The sequence below is a fragment of the Streptomyces sp. NPDC056987 genome (assembly GCF_042673865.1).
In the GTDB taxonomy this organism is placed as follows: domain Bacteria; phylum Actinomycetota; class Actinomycetes; order Streptomycetales; family Streptomycetaceae; genus Streptomyces.
Map to the genome: position 1 here is coordinate 111,381 of NZ_JBHURV010000028.1, position 15,246 is coordinate 126,626.

Consider the following 15,246-nt stretch of genomic DNA (forward strand, 5'->3'; position numbering starts at 1 on the left):
GTTGGGTGATGTGTCGGCAGGATCTGTGGGGTGTCTGGTGGTCTTGTGTCTGATGTCCTGTGGGAACGTGTGTCTCCGCTGCTGCCGGTTCGTGCGCGGTGTCGGCACCGCTGCCCGGGGCGGTTGTCTGCCGATGACCGTGCTGCGCTGTGTGGGATCGTTTACGTGCTGCGCAAGAGTGTGAGCTGGCGGGACGTACCCGCGGAGCTGGTCGGGTGCAGTGGGGTGACGGACTGGCGTCGTCTGCGGGACTGGACAGAGGCCGGAGTGTGGCCCCGCCTGCACGAAGTCCTGCCGGCAGAACTTCGTCGGGACGGACTGCTGGAGATGGACGACGCAGCGATCGACGCCTCGCACGTCAGGGCCCTCAAAGGGGGGCTCACATCGGACCTTCGCCGGTTGACCGAGCGCGGCCGGGCAGCAAGCACCACCTCTTCGTCGGCCGGAACGGAACTCCGTTCGCTGTCTCTCTGACCAGCGGAGATCGTCACGACGTCACTCAGCTCATGCCCCTGCTGGACGCGATGCCCCGTATCCGTGGTCAGCGCGGCCGGCCCCGGCACCGGCCCCGGCGGCTGTTCGCCGACCGCGGCTACGACTTCGACGAATACCACCGTCTCATCCGAGCTCGCGGCATCACACCCGAGATCGCCCGCCGTGGAGCCCCGCATGGTTCCGGCCTGGGCAAGACCCGGTGGGTTGTCGAGCGGACCTTGTGCGCCACGAGGCGCTCTGTTTGTATCCCCGGTTCAACCGGGAGGAACTCGGAAGGAAGTTTCTGGGCCGAATGACTTACCTGGATCCGAAAGGTGAAGGGGACAACAGCATGTCAGAAAACGAGGTGACCGGGCTCAGTTGTCAGGGACGGTGTGCTGGGCGGCCCGCGCGATATGGCGAAGACTGGATTGTTTGAAGCCCAATCTCCAGAAGATGCAAGTTCCCATCCGCCGGAAATGGCAGCTGTAACCGGCGCCGCACCCTGCCCTGGCTTCTATGGTTGGCCAGGGCAATTCCGGGGTGCGGGGCGATGTCCAGCGAGGGCATTCAAGGAGATGAGTGGGACGCCTAAGTCGCGCTAGAACGTACAGACAGAGACGTACGTGGGATCGCCTACGGGACGCGAGTCCTATGGCGACGGAGGCCCCGTAGTAGTCGCCGGAGTCACGACCGGCCAGGGAGGACGGGAAAGCCGTCCGCATTGGGCGAAGGGGGCCAGGTGATTCGGACACCACAGAGTCGGAAGGTATGCGAAATGCAGAGCGCCAAAACGGTGCTGGGTGTCCTGCGTGAACGCGGCAGGCGTGGCCTGCCGTGCGAGGAACTGTATCGGCAACTGTTCAATCCGCAGTTGTATCTGCTGGCTTACGGGCGGATCTGCGCCAACCATGGCGCGATGACGCCCGGGGTCACACCGGAAACCGCGGACGGCATGTCACAGCGGAAGATCGTCCGGATCGTCGAGGCAATGCGTCACGAGCGCTATCGTTTCCGTCCGGTCCGGCGTGTCCATATCCCGAAGAAGAACGGGACGATGCGTCCGTTGGGGCTGCCGACCTGGCCGGACAAGCTCGTCGGTGAAGTGATCCGCCTTTTATTAGAAGCGTATTACGAGCCGACATTCTCCGACCGCTCCCATGGATTTCGTCCCCGCCGTGGCTGCCATACCGCTTTGCGGGAGGTGGACCACACCTGGACCGGGACGTCCTGGTTCATCGAAGGGGACATCGCCGACTGCTTCGGTAGCCTGGACCATCAGGTTCTGCTGTCGATCCTCGGCGAGAAGATCCATGACCAGCGGTTTCTGCGGCTGGTGCGCAACATGCTCAAGGCCGGATACCTGGAGGACTGGAAGTGGGGTGCCATGCTCTCCGGAGCGCCGCAGGGCGGAGTGGCCTCCCCGGTCCTGTCCAACATCTACCTGCACAAGCTGGACGAGTTCGTCGAGAAAGTTCTTGTTCCGGAGTACACCCGAGGAAAACGCCGGGCCAGGAACCCGGACTATCTGGAGTTGCAGAATCTGCTGGCGAAGGCCCGCCGGCGCGGTGACCGGGTCCAGGCCCGTGCGCTGCGTCAGCGGATGGTCAGCCTGCCGAGCGCGGATCCGAACGATCCGGCATATCGCAGGCTGCGCTACATACGCTATGCGGACGATCATCTCCTTGGTTTCACCGGACCGAAGGCCGAGGCCGAGCAGATCAAACAACGTCTGGCCCAGTTTCTGCGTGAAGAACTCAGGCTGGAACTGTCTCCGGAAAAGACGCTGATCACTCATGCCCGCACCCGGGCAGCGAGGTTTCTCGGCTACGAGATCACAACCCAGCACAACGACACGAAGAAGACCGGCCGTTACCGTCGGGTCAACGGCCAGATCGCTCTCCGTGTCCCACGGGACGTGATAAAAGCCAAATGCGCCCCCTATCTCGCCCGCGGAGAACCCGCGAAGACGACGGCCCTGATCAACAGCAGCGATCATGCGATCGTGGCGACCTTCGGGACCGTCTACCAGGGCATCATCCAGTACTACCTGCTCGCCGGAGATGTCTTCCGGCTGCACCGGCTGCAATGGGTCATGGAGACTTCCATGCTCAAGACCCTAGCGGCCAAGCACCGTTCGTCCGTGTCGAAGATGGCCGCCAAGCACAAAGCCAAAATCGACACGCCCAACGGGCCCCGATTCTGCTTCGAGGCCCGTATCGAGCGGAAGAACAGGAAATCACTGGTGGCACGGTTCGGTGGAATTCCCCTCCAACGGCAGCGAGCGGCGGAACTCGCCGACCGCGAGCCGGTCCGGGTGGACTATCCGCAAAAGGAACTCATCACGAGACTCCTGGCGGACACCTGCGAAATCTGCGGAAGCAAGGGCAACGTGCAAGTGCACCACGTCCGGGCTCTCGCCGACCTCGCGCATGCCGGATGGCAGCCTTCCGACTGGGCGCGCGTCATGCTCCAACGACGCCGCAAAACGGTCGTGGCCTGCGACGTCTGCCACGACCGTATCCATTCTGAACGGCCTGCCAGACCATTCACGCAGTAGTCACTGGAGAGCCGGATGACAGGGAAACCGTCATGTCCGGTTCGGCGGGAGGCCGCGCGGAACAGGACCTGCCACGGCAGGCACCTCACCGCGCGGCCGACCCAACCGCCTGGCTCCACCAGTTCAAACGGCTCCGCATCCGCTACGAGATACGCGCCGACCTCCACCTCGGACTCCTCCAACTCGCCTGCAGCATCATCTGCTTGCGACGGCTCAGAACTTCATTCTGAAACGATCAGTTAGTGGGCGGCTTCGACGGTGCGGCGCAGCGTGTCATCCCAGTCGCTCTCGGTCATGCCGAAGTGCTGGCGTGCCGCGGAGTCGTCCAGGATGTACGGACGCGTGAGCAGGTAGGTCAGGTCCGAGACCTCGCGGAGCAGCGGCGAGAACATGCCGAGGGCGCGGACCGTGGCAGGGGCGATGGCTCGGATACGGACCCGGGGACGACCAGCGGCGTCCATGAGTTCGTTCATGATCTGACGCTGACTAATCGCGGGGTGGCTCGGCACATGCCAGGTGCGACCGTGGGCGCTGGGGTCGTCGGCGGCGGCGACGAGCAGTCGGGCGACGTCCTTCACGTCGGTGAAGGTGTGCGGCTGGTCGAGGCCGCCGATCATGCGGATGCCGCGGCCGGCAAGGGCCCGCGGCAGCACACGGCTGACGTGGCCCTCCGGGGCGCTGCTGGCAATGTAGTCGGAGCCACGGACCTCGAAGGCTCGGACGCGACCCGCCCGGTGGGCGGCGAGCGCGTCGGCCCAGATGCGAGCACGTAATACGCCCTTGCGGTCGGTCGCGGCGTTCGGCATGCCTTCGACCATCGGCACGGTGACCGGACCGTAGGGGTAAAGGTTCCCGGTCATGGCGTAGACCGCGCCGGTGTGCTCGGCAGTGGTGAGCATCGCGGCGGCAAGCGGCGGCCACTGAGCCTCCCAGACCGGATAGCGGCCCGGGTTCGCAGTACTGAAGATCGTCGCTACCCCCTCGGCGGCACGACTCAACGCATCGGCATCGGAGGCGTCAAGCGCGATGTAGCGGGCGCCGACAACACCGGTGTCCCGCCCGGAGCGGCTCGCGATGACGACCTCGTCGCCGCGGTCGAGGAGGATCGATGCGACATGGCGGCCCACGGGGCCGGCTCCGACGACGAGTTGGCGGGTGAGCATAAGGCCTGCTTTCCGGATCGGCACCCAATAACTAAACAAGTGTTGGTTGCGTAAGTGAACATGCGTTGGCTATGATTGTCAAACCACACCGCGCATCCGTCATAGCAAGAAAGGGGGAGACCATGAGCACCGTCAACGCCGTCGGCCGCCGCAGGAACACCCGCGGCGAAGGCAGCATCCTCCGGGGCGAGCTCATCGAGGCCGCCGCGCGCCTCCTGGCGGAATCAGAGCGGCCGGAATCCCTCACGCTGCGACAGGTCGCCCGAGAGGTCGGCGTCGCCCCGGCGAGTATCTACAGCCACTTCGCCGATCTCGGCGCCCTCATCGACCACGTCGTCGACCTGCGCTACGCCGAACTCGCCGCGCTCATGACGGAGGCCGATCGAGCCGGCACACCGATCGAGCGGCTGGCGCGCCACGTGGCGACCTTCGTCGAATGGGGCGTGGACCATCCCGGGGAGTACCGGACCCTGTTCAGCGGACGAGTTCCGGTCGGTGTTGCCGCCCCGGTTCATCACGCCGGAATGGAGCTTCTGGACTCGATGACCGACGCCCTCGCCGCCGCAGTCGATAGGGGCCACGCCCCCGTCCGCGACCCGGCGAGTGCTGGCCTCCTGCTCTGGACAGCAATGCACGGCCTCGTCACTGCGTACACCGAACACCCGAACGTGCCGTGGCCGCCACTGTCGGACCTCGTCGTCCGGCTCGTCGCCCTGCATGCCGACGTGGCAGACATCGAGGTTCAAGGCTCCATAACGGAGATGTCCCGCTGGTGTCCTGCGCCGGAGATCCGTCGTTAGTTTGTGTGTGACTGCTTCTGCGGATGTGCCGGTGCCTCGTCGTGGCCCGAAGTTGGAACCGTTGTTGTTGTCCGCCGACGAGCGTGCGGTGTTGGAGCGTTGGGCCCGGCGGGCATCGTCTGCGCAGGCAGTGGCCTTGCGGGCGCGCGTCGTGCTGGCGTGTGCCGGTGCTCATGTTGACCTGCTGACGATCGAAGTCGATATGGAAGTTGTCCCGGGCGAAGCCCTCGTTGCGGTGATGCTGATGCGTCGGGTTGCTCTTCAGCGGCCCGGAGACGGTGACCTGGTGTTCACGGGCAGCTTGTTCGAGGTGGGGCAGGGATGTGTGGCCGGCGTCGACCAGGTGCTCGGCGGGCAACAGCCCGCGACGAGCCAGGCGGGTGTGGACGCCGGGCAGGACCTGGCTGTCGTGGGTGGTGGCCGCGGTGGTGGCGACATCCGTGATCACGTTGGGGCCGTCGGCAGCACAGGTCTCGGTCAGATGAGCGGCGAACCCCTTCCAGCTGATGATGTGCCCGTGCCGTGCGTAGCGGGCCGAGGTGTCGTAGGGCGAGACGATCGCCCTCGACGACGGCGGCAGACCCGCCCCGCCTTCCTTCTCGGCGGTGCGCCAGCGAAGGTGCCCAGCAGCATCACGGTGATAGTTCTGCATCATGATCTGCCGCAGAGCCTGAACACGAGGACCGGACACGCGGTCCGCTCCGTACCGGTAGAGGTGTTCCAGGAGCCGGACGGCGTCGTTTCCGGTGGCAAGGATCCTGGTCACGGGCTTGGTGGGGTTCTTGCCCAGGCGGACCGGTCGGCCGTAGCGTCGCCCCCAGTCCTCATCGACCAGCTCGTCCAGCAGGTGAGGGGAGATGACGGCGACCTCCTCCAGTGACAAATCTGTTAGTGATCACTAGATGATCGATTCCAAGGGGTGTCTGCGGAGACGAGAACGAGGGCGTCCAAGATTGTTTTGTGAAGAACAACCTGGACACCCTCGCGACTGCACTCTATGCGACGACCGACGATCTGCTGAAGGAGCGTCCGGACCTGGCGCCGTGGCGGCCGGCCGTGGGGATCGCGCCGCGGCTCACCGACGCCGAGCTGGTCACCCTGGTGATGATGCAGGCCATGCTCGGTTTCACCTCCGAGGGCAGGTGGCTCCGGCATGCCCGGGCCCACCTGCGGCACCTCTTCCCGTACCTGCCCCAGCAGCCCGGCTACAACAAGCGGCTGCGCAAGGCCGCCGAACTGCTCCGCCGGGTCACCCGGATCCTCGCCGCCAGCACCTCGGTGTGGAGCAACGACGTGTGGATCGTGGACTCCACCCCGGTGGAATGTGGCCGCTCACGGGAGACGGTGAAACGCTCCGACCTGGCCGGATGGGCCCAGTACAGCTACTGCGCCAGCCACAGCCGCTTCTTCTGGGGCCTGCGGCTGCACCTGGTGTGCACCCTCCAGGGCGTGCCCGTCGCCTTCGCCCTGACCGGGGCCAAGGCCGACGAGCGCGGGACCCTGCTGGACCTGCTCGCGGCCGAATCCCACCCCATGGCCGCCCGGCCCGGCCAGACGCTGATCGGCGACAAGAACTACTTCGGCCGGGCCTTCGAACGGGAACTCGCCCAGCAGGGAATCCAGTTGCTACGGCCGACCCGCAAGGGCGAACGGCAGCGGCCCGGCGGATCCCTGTTCAAGCCGTTGCGGCAGGTCATCGAGTCGGTCAACGAAACCTTCAAGGGGCAGCTCGACCTCGAACAGCACCGAGGACGCACACCCGGCGGCGTCATCGCCCGCGTCATGCAGCGAATACTTGCGCTAACCGCCGTGATCTGGCACAACGACCGCACCGGACAAGCCACCCTCCGCTCGCTCACCTCGTACGCTCACTGACCCCTTGGAATCGATCATCTAGGCAGCCGGGCACCCCTCTCCGCTCCGCATCGTCGGGCCAGGCACCCTGGATCTCCGCCTGCCTCGGGCTGCGGCAGCGAGCCGGCCCGGCACCTCCTCAGCTCCGGCCAACGCCCGTATTTGCGTGGACACGACAACAAATGTCGCCTCCGCTGGAGGGACACAACGAGGTTCAAACGCGTGCGCTCGTCTCTCCCCGCAGCGCACGAAAACCGGGAACCGCGAGTCGCTGGACAGGACAGCCCGGGGTGGCGTCTACTACCGAGTACGGCCGTTACGCCGCCCCTACCGGCCCGTGACCGCGGATGCCTCCCGATGCTGGGGGACCGTGCAGTTGATCCGGTTGCAGACCTTCTTGTTGCGCTTGACCGCCTTGCAGTATGCGGCGTGCACCGCGCACCGGTCATCGCCCGGTACGGGTGTGCCACGGCAGATCCGCCGGTCGGCCGGACCCACCCACTCGTCGGCCGACCTTGCCCAGGAGCAGCGGCCCAGCTCAGCGGCGCGCTCAGGAGTGTGCTTCCCGCACGATGCGCCCTCCTTCTCGACCGGGGTGCCGCACCACTGCTGCGGCGTGGTGCCCGGCGTCAGGACGTCGTCCAGCGGCTCCATGCACAGCGGGTGCGAGAAGTCCTCCAGACGGGCGGCCAGCTCGTCCGCCCCCTGGGCGACCGCCAGTTGGGCCAAGGCCCGCAACAGCGCCGGGCTGGCCGGGATGTACCACTCCCCATACATGTCGCCGTTGATGTAGCCCGGGACCGGGAGCAGTTTCGCAGCTGCGTCCAGGGTTGTCGCGACAGCATCAGAGGAATCGGTCGTCGTGGTCATCGCGCACGGCCTTCTTTCGGTGAGGGGACGGGCACGGACGCCCGGTCAGCGAGCCCGCTACACCAATGAGCCCTCCCGTCCCCCGGGTACGCGCGGGCCATGCCCGCCCGTCACACCGGGCTGCGAGCGGGAACCCGCGGGTGACCTGTCCCGCGTCTCTGCGCTGCTGCCGGTCATCGACCGTAGCCCGTCGGCCGATCAACGTGGATCCGATGGCGCGTGGCCGCGGTTTGGGGTCCGGCCCTGCCCGAGTCCAGCTTGGACCTACTGCAGGGCCTGGGCGCCCGCGAGGTGATCTTGTCCGCCACCGACGACGCCCCGGCCGACGATCTGGACCGGAGCCGGGCAGCGGCCAACCGGATGTATGACCGTGCCGACCTGGCCGAGGCCGACCGGCTGTTCTCCTTCAGCCGCCATCCCTGAATCAGCGGACGTCGACGCCGTGCCGGAAGGCCCCGATGAGCCAGCGTTCGAGCGCAGCGACCACCAGCAGTACCACGGATTCGAGAGACCCCGCCCGACCGGCTCGCGCCACATGCCACTGCTGGGGCGGCCTGGTAGTTCAGCGCCCATTTGTCGGCCTGCGTACGGCGCGGGGGCGGCTTCTCGTCCTCGGTCGCGGGTTCGATCCCGAGGACCTGTTCGCACATCCACTGCTGCACGCCGGTGAGCTGGTCCCACCCGAGCCGTACTGACACCACCCACCGCCCCAGATCCTCGCCCTGGCGCACGGCCTCGCACGCCTCGGTGGGCAGCGTCCCGCCGGCGTCCAGGTGCATCCGGACCAGATGGAAGCGCCACTGCCACGTCACCGGCCAGCTCGGGCACCACGACGGGGAGATCTCCTCCAACTGCTCGTGCCGCGCCTCCGACAGCGCCCCGGCGAGCCGATCCGCTGGGCCCGGCCCGCCGGCACTCGGTCGGGTGAAGACACCGCAGCACCGGAGCCCCGCCGGGGTGCGTGGGCGTGGTGTCGTACGTGAACCCGGTCAACGAGATGCACGTGAGCCGGGCGGGCCTGCTCGTCGTCGACGTTGCCGCGGCGGATGACGCTACGGCGCTCGCCTTCCAGCGGATGCTCGTCGGCCGCTGGGCGACGGCGACCGCGCAGCGTACGACGCGGGACGCCGGTCAGCCTGGTGTACGGCTGCGCTGCTGCCTCGACCTGAGCCAGCCCGTCCCGGCCGCCGCGCCGCCCACGATTGTCTCGCCGGTCAGCGAAGACGGAGCACGGCGACGACCCCGCTCCGCGTCGTGCCCACCACGACCTCCACCACCACGTCGCCATCGACGGGGATGTAGGAGTCGCCGCTCGTCGTCGACGCCGGCCCGCTCTGGGGCACCAGGTGCGGGCCGATGCGGCTGGCGAGCGCGGCGGTCAGCCGCTGGGACAGCACGGCCTGCCCGTCGGGGAGCCGTACGACAAGCGCCTTCGGATGGCGGGCGGTCCCGGTGAAGCCGGCCACGACCGCGTCGACCGTCTCCGCGTGACGGATCTTCACCCTTCTCTGCACCAAGTCAAGTTCAGTGGTGTGTGCTGGGGGCCGATCATCCCGCCCAGCACTCCGATCTTCGGCGCTGGAGCCGAAGACGACGGGTACAGAGTGCGTGGGGCGGTGTGGATGAGCCTGAGGTGTCCTATTCGCAGGACAACTGTCGTCATTCTCGTCCGGCTTCCTTACGCAGGAGCTCTTGGTCCGGGTCCGCGGGTCGCCGGGAAGCGGCGTTGTCGGTGGGCTCTGCCAGGGTGTGCGTCGTGGACGAACTGGTGGAGCGTGTCGACGATCAAGATCGTGTGCTGGGGGTGGCGGTCAGCCGCCGTCACGCCATCCGGGAGGGGTGGCTGCACCGGGTCGCCGTGACAGTGTGTCGTGATGAGCGTGGTCGGGTGCTCGTTCACCGGCGGTCGGAGCAGCTGTTGCGCTTCCCCGGGCTCCACGAAGTCGTGGTCGGTGGCGCCGTGGATGTCGGTGAGTCCTACGAACAGGCCGCCGCGCGGGAGCTGACCGAAGAGCTGGGGATTCGTGCACTGCCACGCTTGCTGTTCACGTTCATCAACCGCAGCGGTTTGAGCCCTCACTGGCTCGGCGTGCACGAAGCCCTGGTGCCTGACACCGTGGCCGCGGATCCTGATGAGGTCGCCTGGCATGGCTGGCTAACTGAGCCGGAGCTGCGGTCGGCCCTGATCGAGTGGCGCTTCACCCCCGACAGCCGCGAAGCCTTCAGCCGGTATCTCGCGTTCCGGACCACGCAGTCCTGACCTGTCCTGCCTCGCGGCCTGGGCGGTGAACGGCGGGGTGTAGCTTCCTGCCCGTGTTAGAACACCAGGATGAGACCAGGACGGCCTACGACGGGGTCGTCGAACTCTATGCGTCGATGTTCACTAGTCGGTTGGAGACGCGGCCGTTCGCTCGGAACATGATCGGCACCTTCGCCGAACTCGTGCGTGACACGCAGAACTTGCGGGTAGCCGACGTCGGGTGCGGACCCGGTCATCTGACGGCCATGCTGCACGACTTGGGGCTGGATGCCTTCGGGATCGACCTCTCCCCGGCCATGGTCGACCACGCTCGGCGGGCCCAGCCGACGCTGCGGTTCGACGAAGCACGAATGGAGGCCTTGCCGGTCGAGGACGGCGCGCTCGGTGGAGTGCTGGCCCACTACTCGATGATCCATACCCCACCTGAAGAACTGCCCGCGGTACTCGCTGAGCAGGTGCGTGTTCTGGCACCAGGGGGTCTGCTCCTGGTGTCTTTCTTCGGCACCGAAGGGCCGGAGCCGGTTCGCTTCGATCACAAGGTGGCGCCTGCCTATAGCTGGCCGGCGGAGCAGTTTGCCGAGTTGCTGGCCGAGGCTGGGCTCGTCACGATGGCCCGGTTGCTCCACGACCCAGCGACCGAGCGCGGCTTCCTCGACACACACTTGCTGGCCCGCCGCCCGTAAAGACTGACCCGCGAGAACTCTTGAGTTGGTTCGGTCAACATGCCTGACGCCCAACCCGCACCCTAGATAACAAGCACGGTGCGAATCTCCCGACAGATGTCGTGTATCGCCGGAGGGAACTCGTAGGTCGGGGCGATGTGGGGCACGACAAGTAACGCGCTCCGGCACAGTGGAGCGAGGTTGTGGTCCTGGTCGGGGGCCATGCCGGGCATCCTCGCCGGAGCCGGTTCCTGTCCGCCAGGACAGGAACCGGCTCCGGGTGGCCGTCGGGGATTCGTCCGGATCTCCGACGACCAGGGGCTCAGCCGGGCCGTGGAGGGAGGGCCGGGATGCCGAGGGCGACGGGGGTGCGTTGGGCGAGTCGCGCGGCGTCTGCCTGTTTGGTGCGGACGAAGGTCAAGGTCATGTCGATGCCCTCGATCTCGCCGAGCCACTGTTCTTCCTCCGCCCGCTTGCGGCGGAGGACTAGGTCCGTCTCGATCTCGGCGAGCCTGGGCAGCATCTTCGGGTTGACCTGGAGCATCGGGCAGCGGATGCAGGCGTGCTCGTGCTGGCAGGAAGATCCGTAGGGCCGGGCGCAGTTGCCGAGTTCGACCTTGCGTTTGTCGAAGTGCTCCTCGAACTCTGCCCACTCCTCGGGGGTGACGTCGGGGTATTCGCCGTCGGGCCTCTGTGTCCGGCGGTGGTTGAGGAACTTCTGGTAGGAGGTGACGATGTCCTCGGCGAAGACGGCGACGTAGCCCTGGGTCGTCTGGAGATTCAGGTGTCCGAGCAGGGCGGCCCCGATGTGGATGGGCAGGCCGCCGTTGACGATTTCCGTGGCGAAGAGCCGGCGGAAGTCGTGCGGGGTGAACGTCATCCCGGCGAATGCCTCGTTCGTCTCGGCGATCCTCACGCAGGTGCGGCGGAGCATCTTGAGGGCCGTGCCGGCGGCCAGGACGCCCCGGATGGTGCCGATCTTGCGCTGAAGCAGGAACGGCATGGGCTCTGACCAGGTCTTTTCGTGAGGGTCATAGCGACTGACCAACGGGATCGGCTTCCCGTCCGCAGTCTGGCGGCGAACGATCCGGGCGATGACGTGGAACAGCTCGGCGGACATCGGGATCACGCGTTCGCGGTCGCTCTTGGAGGGTGCGACCACCAGCAGGGCGATGACCTCGCCGTTCGGCCGCTGGTATTGGCGGATGCTGAGGTGCGTCAGCTCTGTCAGCTCCTCGACCCGGATGCCGCTGTGCCGCAGGAGTTCGACGATCGCCCACTCCCAGAAGGCGATGTCCTCGGCCGAGGTCACGTCGGTCGTCTCGCCCGTGCCGTGGTCGACGACCCTGACGGCCGGATCATCCAGGAGCCGGGCCCGGCGCCGGTCCGCAGTGGAGTCGGTGCGGCTGTAGTGGTGCCTGCCCAGGGTGAACGCCTCGCCCAGTGCAACCGTGCGGCCGGCTTCGAGTAAGGCGGCGAGGTGCTCGTGGCGTGACTCGACATGCTGGACGAGCGTGGGCAGCAGCGGCTGACGGATCCGAGTGCGGTCGGCCATGTTCCGGCTGTTCTCGCGACGGCGCTTGCCGAAGCCCTTGAGATCGCGCGGCAGGACCGGGCAGGGAGCGACCCACTGGGCCCACTTCTCGGGCTCGGCGACGGCCCAGCTGTGGAGGTCGACGTAGAAGCCCCGGACAGCCAGCAGTATCGTCTCGAAGTGCTTGCGGACCTTCGCCTTGTCGTTCGTCCAGTACTGAAGGTCCGCGCGCCACTGGTCGTAGACCTCCGGGCTGAGCACGAGGTCCTTCTTGCCGGGGCTGATCCTCTCGATGCTCACCCAGAACAGGCTGGTGAGGTTGCGGGCCAGAGACTGGAGGGTGATGTAGTCGGTATCCGCCCGGCGCCGAGTGAGGTAGTCGATCAGGAGCTGGCGGACACCGGCGTTCTTGACGGGGTAGCTGTCGACGAGTTCCTCGACGGTCTTCTGTCCGTTATAGGCGATCATGCGTAGGGTCGGCGGGGTGCTCTGCGGGAAGTGACCGGTGCCGGTCAGCACCTCCCAGGCGGCGTGGCCGCCGAGTCCGGCGTTACTGCTGCTGCCGCCGTGAATGACCCCCAGCCTCTTGACCTCCATCGCGTAGTGCAGGAGCGCGGACGGTGTGAGGTCGGCCAGGGCGATGCCCTGGGTGGTCAGTGCGCAGACGATGTCGAACTTCGCCCGCAGCCGGTTCGTGGGGTTCAACTCCGGGTGGGAGTCGATCGATTCGAAGAGCTCATCGAGTTGAGGGTCGTGCTGGAGCTTGCGGAACGGCTCCGGGTAGTCCAGGAACTTGTTCGCTCTGAACCCGGACAGCGACGGCTGTATGACCCTCATGCCGAACGCCATCTTCAGTGCGGAGATCAGGTTGGATCTGTCGTATCGGACATCAGGCCTGGCCAGGACCGTCACCGACGGAGCTCTCTCGTCGTTGAAGCCGCTGCGCTCCCAACGCTCCTGCCAGGTCCCGCCGGGCAGCGTCGCCAGGTGCCTGAAGAGCATCCCGACACCGCGGACGCGCTTCTGCGCGACCGAGTTCGACTGCCCTCGCAGGATCTGTGCGGCCAGGTCGCCGAGATCCTCGACCGATGCCGTGGTCAGATTCCCGAACGGGGCCGGCGGATACTCGGGCCGCGGAGCCGGTACCGCCTCAAGGACAGCCCCCTGGAACCCGGGCCGCCCCGCCTCGCGGCTGGTATCGCGGGGCTGGGGCCGCCGGTTGCGGGCTGTGTAGGTCTCGACCGTGGTCCGGTTAACCACCGAACACCGCCCTGAAGTCGTCCGGGTCGTAGCCGGGTGCGATGGTCCGCTCGACGCGGGGCCGGGCGTAGTGCTGCTGGAGGGCGTCGAAAAGGTCCTCGATCCGGGAGCTCAGGTAACGGCCGGTGGTCGCCAGATCGGTGTGGCGCAGGATCGCGCGGACCTGGGTGAGGTTCAGGTTCGGATCGTTCGCCATCCGGTTCGCCGCGGTGTGCCGCAGGTCGTGCAGCGTCCAGTTCGTGCCGAGCCGGTCGTTCACCCGTTGGATCACCCGACGCATCGCCCAGTAGGTCAGCGGCCGGTCGGGACCCCGCCGGGTGCGAAGGATCGGCTCGTCGGCAGGCGGTAGCCCGATGTGGTCGAGGTAGGCGGCCAGGACCGTCAGGGCTTGAGGACTGGCCGGGACGGGCTCACGGTCCTCCCCGCCCTTGGTGACGACCCAGATCAGCTGCTTGGCCCAGTTGATGTCCCCCGGTGTGACGCCGAGGAGTTCACTCGCCCGCGATCCGCTGGAGACGTAGAGCAGAACGGCCGCTCGGTCCCGGTCGCAGGTCAGTGCCGCGAAGAACTCGTCCCACATCCTGTCAGGAATCGAGCGGGGATCAGACCTGCGGACCCGCTGGCGGAGCTGGGCCCGTCGGAACTGCGGGACATCGCCGTCCGGAGCCCGGTGGGCCAGGGCCCGGCGCTGTGCCCTCGACTCCGGCACCGGGTTGACCAGCGGACCGCGGTTGTAGTGCCGGTGGTAGGCGTAGAAGGAGCTGACCACGGTCAGACAGTGATTGATCGTGGAAGGGGCATAACCCGCCTTGAGGTAGGGCTTGCCGGTGCGGAGGTTGACCGAGCCCGGCCGCGGCGCGTTCAGATCCAACCGGCGGCGCTGAGGGTTGGGCGCGACGCGAAGCCATCCGACCAGTGCGGAGGCATCGGACTCGGTCGCCCGGTCCCAGCTGATGTCCAGGAACCACAACAGTCGGTGCCAGCGAAGTAGGTCGTGGGCGTAACTCTTGGCAGTCGCTGGGCGGTTGTCGTCCAGGATCAGGTTACGGAGGTACGCAAGGACGGGGGCAACGACGGCGCCGTCAGCGGCGACGACGGTGTACCAGGGGAGGGTCTCCAGCTCGACGACCGAACCGACACGGGGCACATCGGCCCGGCCCTCGATCAGCTGGTGGCGCAGGTCTAACAACAGGGGCTTCCTTCAAGGAAATGATCAGCCCGCTCCGAGCCGGAGCGGTTGGTGCAGTTAACACACCAGCTCCGGCCCGCCTTGTAGACGGACCGGAGCGGCTTCGCGACCAGCCCTTCCACCCCGGTGCCTTCCAACGTCTCGTACCAGAGCACGGCCTCGCCGCGGTCGGTAGTGGACCACACCGGCTCGATTGGCGGGCCGATGCCGGCGAGCACGCCCAGGAGGACCTGGCGGCGCTCCGTGTACGGACGCGGGCGCAGGTCGCCCGCCTCGGGGTGGGCGAGGATGTCGAACGCCACGTAGGTCGCCGGGTGCCGTGCCGCGAGTTCCCAGGCGCGGCGGATGCTGGAGAGCGCGCGGGATTGCGCCGCCTCGAAACTGATCCGTGCCCCGCCGTCGATGTCCGCGTCGGGCAGGTAGATGACCGCCTCGCCGTCCAGGACCACTCCGGCCGGCAGACGCATCGCCGCGACGGCCAGGTCCATCCAGACCGCCGTGACGTCACGGCCGGCCCGCGACTGCAGCCGCACACCGTCCCCGGTACGCCACAGCACCGTCCGGTGACCGTCGACCTTGATCTCGTACGCCCACGGCCCCGTCGGCAGCTCGGTCACCGG

General features: G+C 67.2%; 12 protein-coding genes and 4 pseudogenes. 10 read left to right on the forward strand and 6 right to left on the reverse strand.

Annotated elements, in window-relative coordinates; all coding sequences use genetic code 11:
- Positions 1 to 30 precede the first annotated feature (30 nt).
- The 3 genes and pseudogenes from ACFTZC_RS28675 to ACFTZC_RS28685 all read left to right on the forward strand — a co-directional run.
- A pseudogene (locus ACFTZC_RS28675) lies at positions 31 to 713 on the forward strand (IS5 family transposase); the annotation flags it as partial.
- 539 nt (positions 714 to 1,252) lie between these two features.
- On the forward strand, positions 1,253 to 3,034 hold the full coding sequence (locus tag ACFTZC_RS28680) for a reverse transcriptase domain-containing protein (protein WP_382894534.1): 1,782 nt from the start codon (positions 1,253 to 1,255) through the stop codon (positions 3,032 to 3,034).
- 107 nt (positions 3,035 to 3,141) lie between these two features.
- A pseudogene (locus ACFTZC_RS28685) lies at positions 3,142 to 3,264 on the forward strand (IS5/IS1182 family transposase); the annotation flags it as partial.
- A gap of 9 nt (positions 3,265 to 3,273) precedes the next feature.
- On the opposite strand, the gene ACFTZC_RS28690 reads toward ACFTZC_RS28685, so the two are convergent.
- Positions 3,274 to 4,197 carry an NAD-dependent epimerase/dehydratase family protein gene (locus tag ACFTZC_RS28690; protein WP_382894536.1) on the reverse strand — a complete coding sequence of 308 codons (924 nt, stop codon included), beginning with the start codon at positions 4,195 to 4,197 and terminating at the stop codon, positions 3,274 to 3,276.
- 122 nt (positions 4,198 to 4,319) lie between these two features.
- Here ACFTZC_RS28690 and ACFTZC_RS28695 point away from each other — a divergent pair, with 122 nt between their 5' ends.
- The 3 genes from ACFTZC_RS28695 (at position 4,320) to ACFTZC_RS28705 (ending at position 6,872) form a co-directional block, all read left to right on the forward strand.
- The gene (locus ACFTZC_RS28695) at positions 4,320 to 4,997 is read left to right on the forward strand and encodes a TetR/AcrR family transcriptional regulator (RefSeq protein WP_382894537.1); all 678 of its coding nucleotides are present in this window, start codon (positions 4,320 to 4,322) and stop codon (positions 4,995 to 4,997) included.
- A gap of 7 nt (positions 4,998 to 5,004) precedes the next feature.
- Positions 5,005 to 5,877 (forward strand): hypothetical protein, encoded by an 873-nt coding sequence (locus tag ACFTZC_RS28700; protein ID WP_382894539.1) that lies wholly within the window; start codon positions 5,005 to 5,007, stop codon positions 5,875 to 5,877.
- An 80-nt stretch (positions 5,878 to 5,957) separates the two neighbouring features.
- The gene (locus tag ACFTZC_RS28705; protein ID WP_382894541.1) at positions 5,958 to 6,872 is read left to right on the forward strand and encodes an IS982 family transposase; all 915 of its coding nucleotides are present in this window, start codon (positions 5,958 to 5,960) and stop codon (positions 6,870 to 6,872) included.
- A gap of 306 nt (positions 6,873 to 7,178) precedes the next feature.
- On the opposite strand, the gene ACFTZC_RS28710 is transcribed toward ACFTZC_RS28705, so the two are convergent.
- Positions 7,179 to 7,721 (reverse strand): hypothetical protein, encoded by a 543-nt coding sequence (locus tag ACFTZC_RS28710; RefSeq protein ID WP_382894543.1) that lies wholly within the window; start codon positions 7,719 to 7,721, stop codon positions 7,179 to 7,181.
- Between the two features lie 258 nt (positions 7,722 to 7,979).
- Here ACFTZC_RS28710 and ACFTZC_RS28715 point away from each other — a divergent pair, with 258 nt between their 5' ends.
- Together ACFTZC_RS28715 and ACFTZC_RS28720 are read left to right on the forward strand one after the other, a co-directional pair.
- Positions 7,980 to 8,144, forward strand: coding sequence for a hypothetical protein (locus tag ACFTZC_RS28715; RefSeq protein WP_382894545.1), 165 nt, complete (start codon positions 7,980 to 7,982; stop codon positions 8,142 to 8,144).
- A gap of 556 nt (positions 8,145 to 8,700) precedes the next feature.
- Positions 8,701 to 8,886, forward strand: a pseudogene (locus ACFTZC_RS28720) (DUF6207 family protein); the annotation flags it as partial.
- Between the two features lie 49 nt (positions 8,887 to 8,935).
- Here the strand turns inward: ACFTZC_RS28720 and ACFTZC_RS28725 are convergent.
- On the reverse strand, positions 8,936 to 9,223 hold the full coding sequence (locus ACFTZC_RS28725; RefSeq protein WP_382894559.1) for a hypothetical protein: 288 nt from the start codon (positions 9,221 to 9,223) through the stop codon (positions 8,936 to 8,938).
- A gap of 254 nt (positions 9,224 to 9,477) precedes the next feature.
- Between ACFTZC_RS28725 and ACFTZC_RS28730 the strand changes: the two genes are divergently transcribed.
- A complete protein-coding gene (locus ACFTZC_RS28730) occupies positions 9,478 to 9,981 on the forward strand; it encodes an NUDIX domain-containing protein (protein ID WP_382894546.1) in 504 nt (167 codons plus the stop codon).
- Between the two features lie 53 nt (positions 9,982 to 10,034).
- Positions 10,035 to 10,664, forward strand: coding sequence for a class I SAM-dependent methyltransferase (locus ACFTZC_RS28735; RefSeq protein WP_382894547.1), 630 nt, complete (start codon positions 10,035 to 10,037; stop codon positions 10,662 to 10,664).
- Between the two features lie 301 nt (positions 10,665 to 10,965).
- Here the strand turns inward: ACFTZC_RS28735 and ACFTZC_RS28740 are convergent, their stop codons facing one another.
- From ACFTZC_RS28740 to ACFTZC_RS28750, 3 genes and pseudogenes are all read right to left on the reverse strand, one after another.
- A complete protein-coding gene (locus tag ACFTZC_RS28740; RefSeq protein WP_382894548.1) occupies positions 10,966 to 13,437 on the reverse strand; it encodes a tyrosine-type recombinase/integrase in 2,472 nt (823 codons plus the stop codon).
- Positions 13,430 to 14,626 (reverse strand): tyrosine-type recombinase/integrase, encoded by a 1,197-nt coding sequence (locus tag ACFTZC_RS28745; protein WP_382894550.1) that lies wholly within the window; start codon positions 14,624 to 14,626, stop codon positions 13,430 to 13,432. Before ACFTZC_RS28745 ends, ACFTZC_RS28740 begins: the two co-directional genes overlap by 8 nt.
- A pseudogene (locus ACFTZC_RS28750) lies at positions 14,620 to 15,246 on the reverse strand (hypothetical protein); the annotation flags it as partial. The gene ACFTZC_RS28745 and the pseudogene ACFTZC_RS28750, both read right to left, overlap by 7 nt.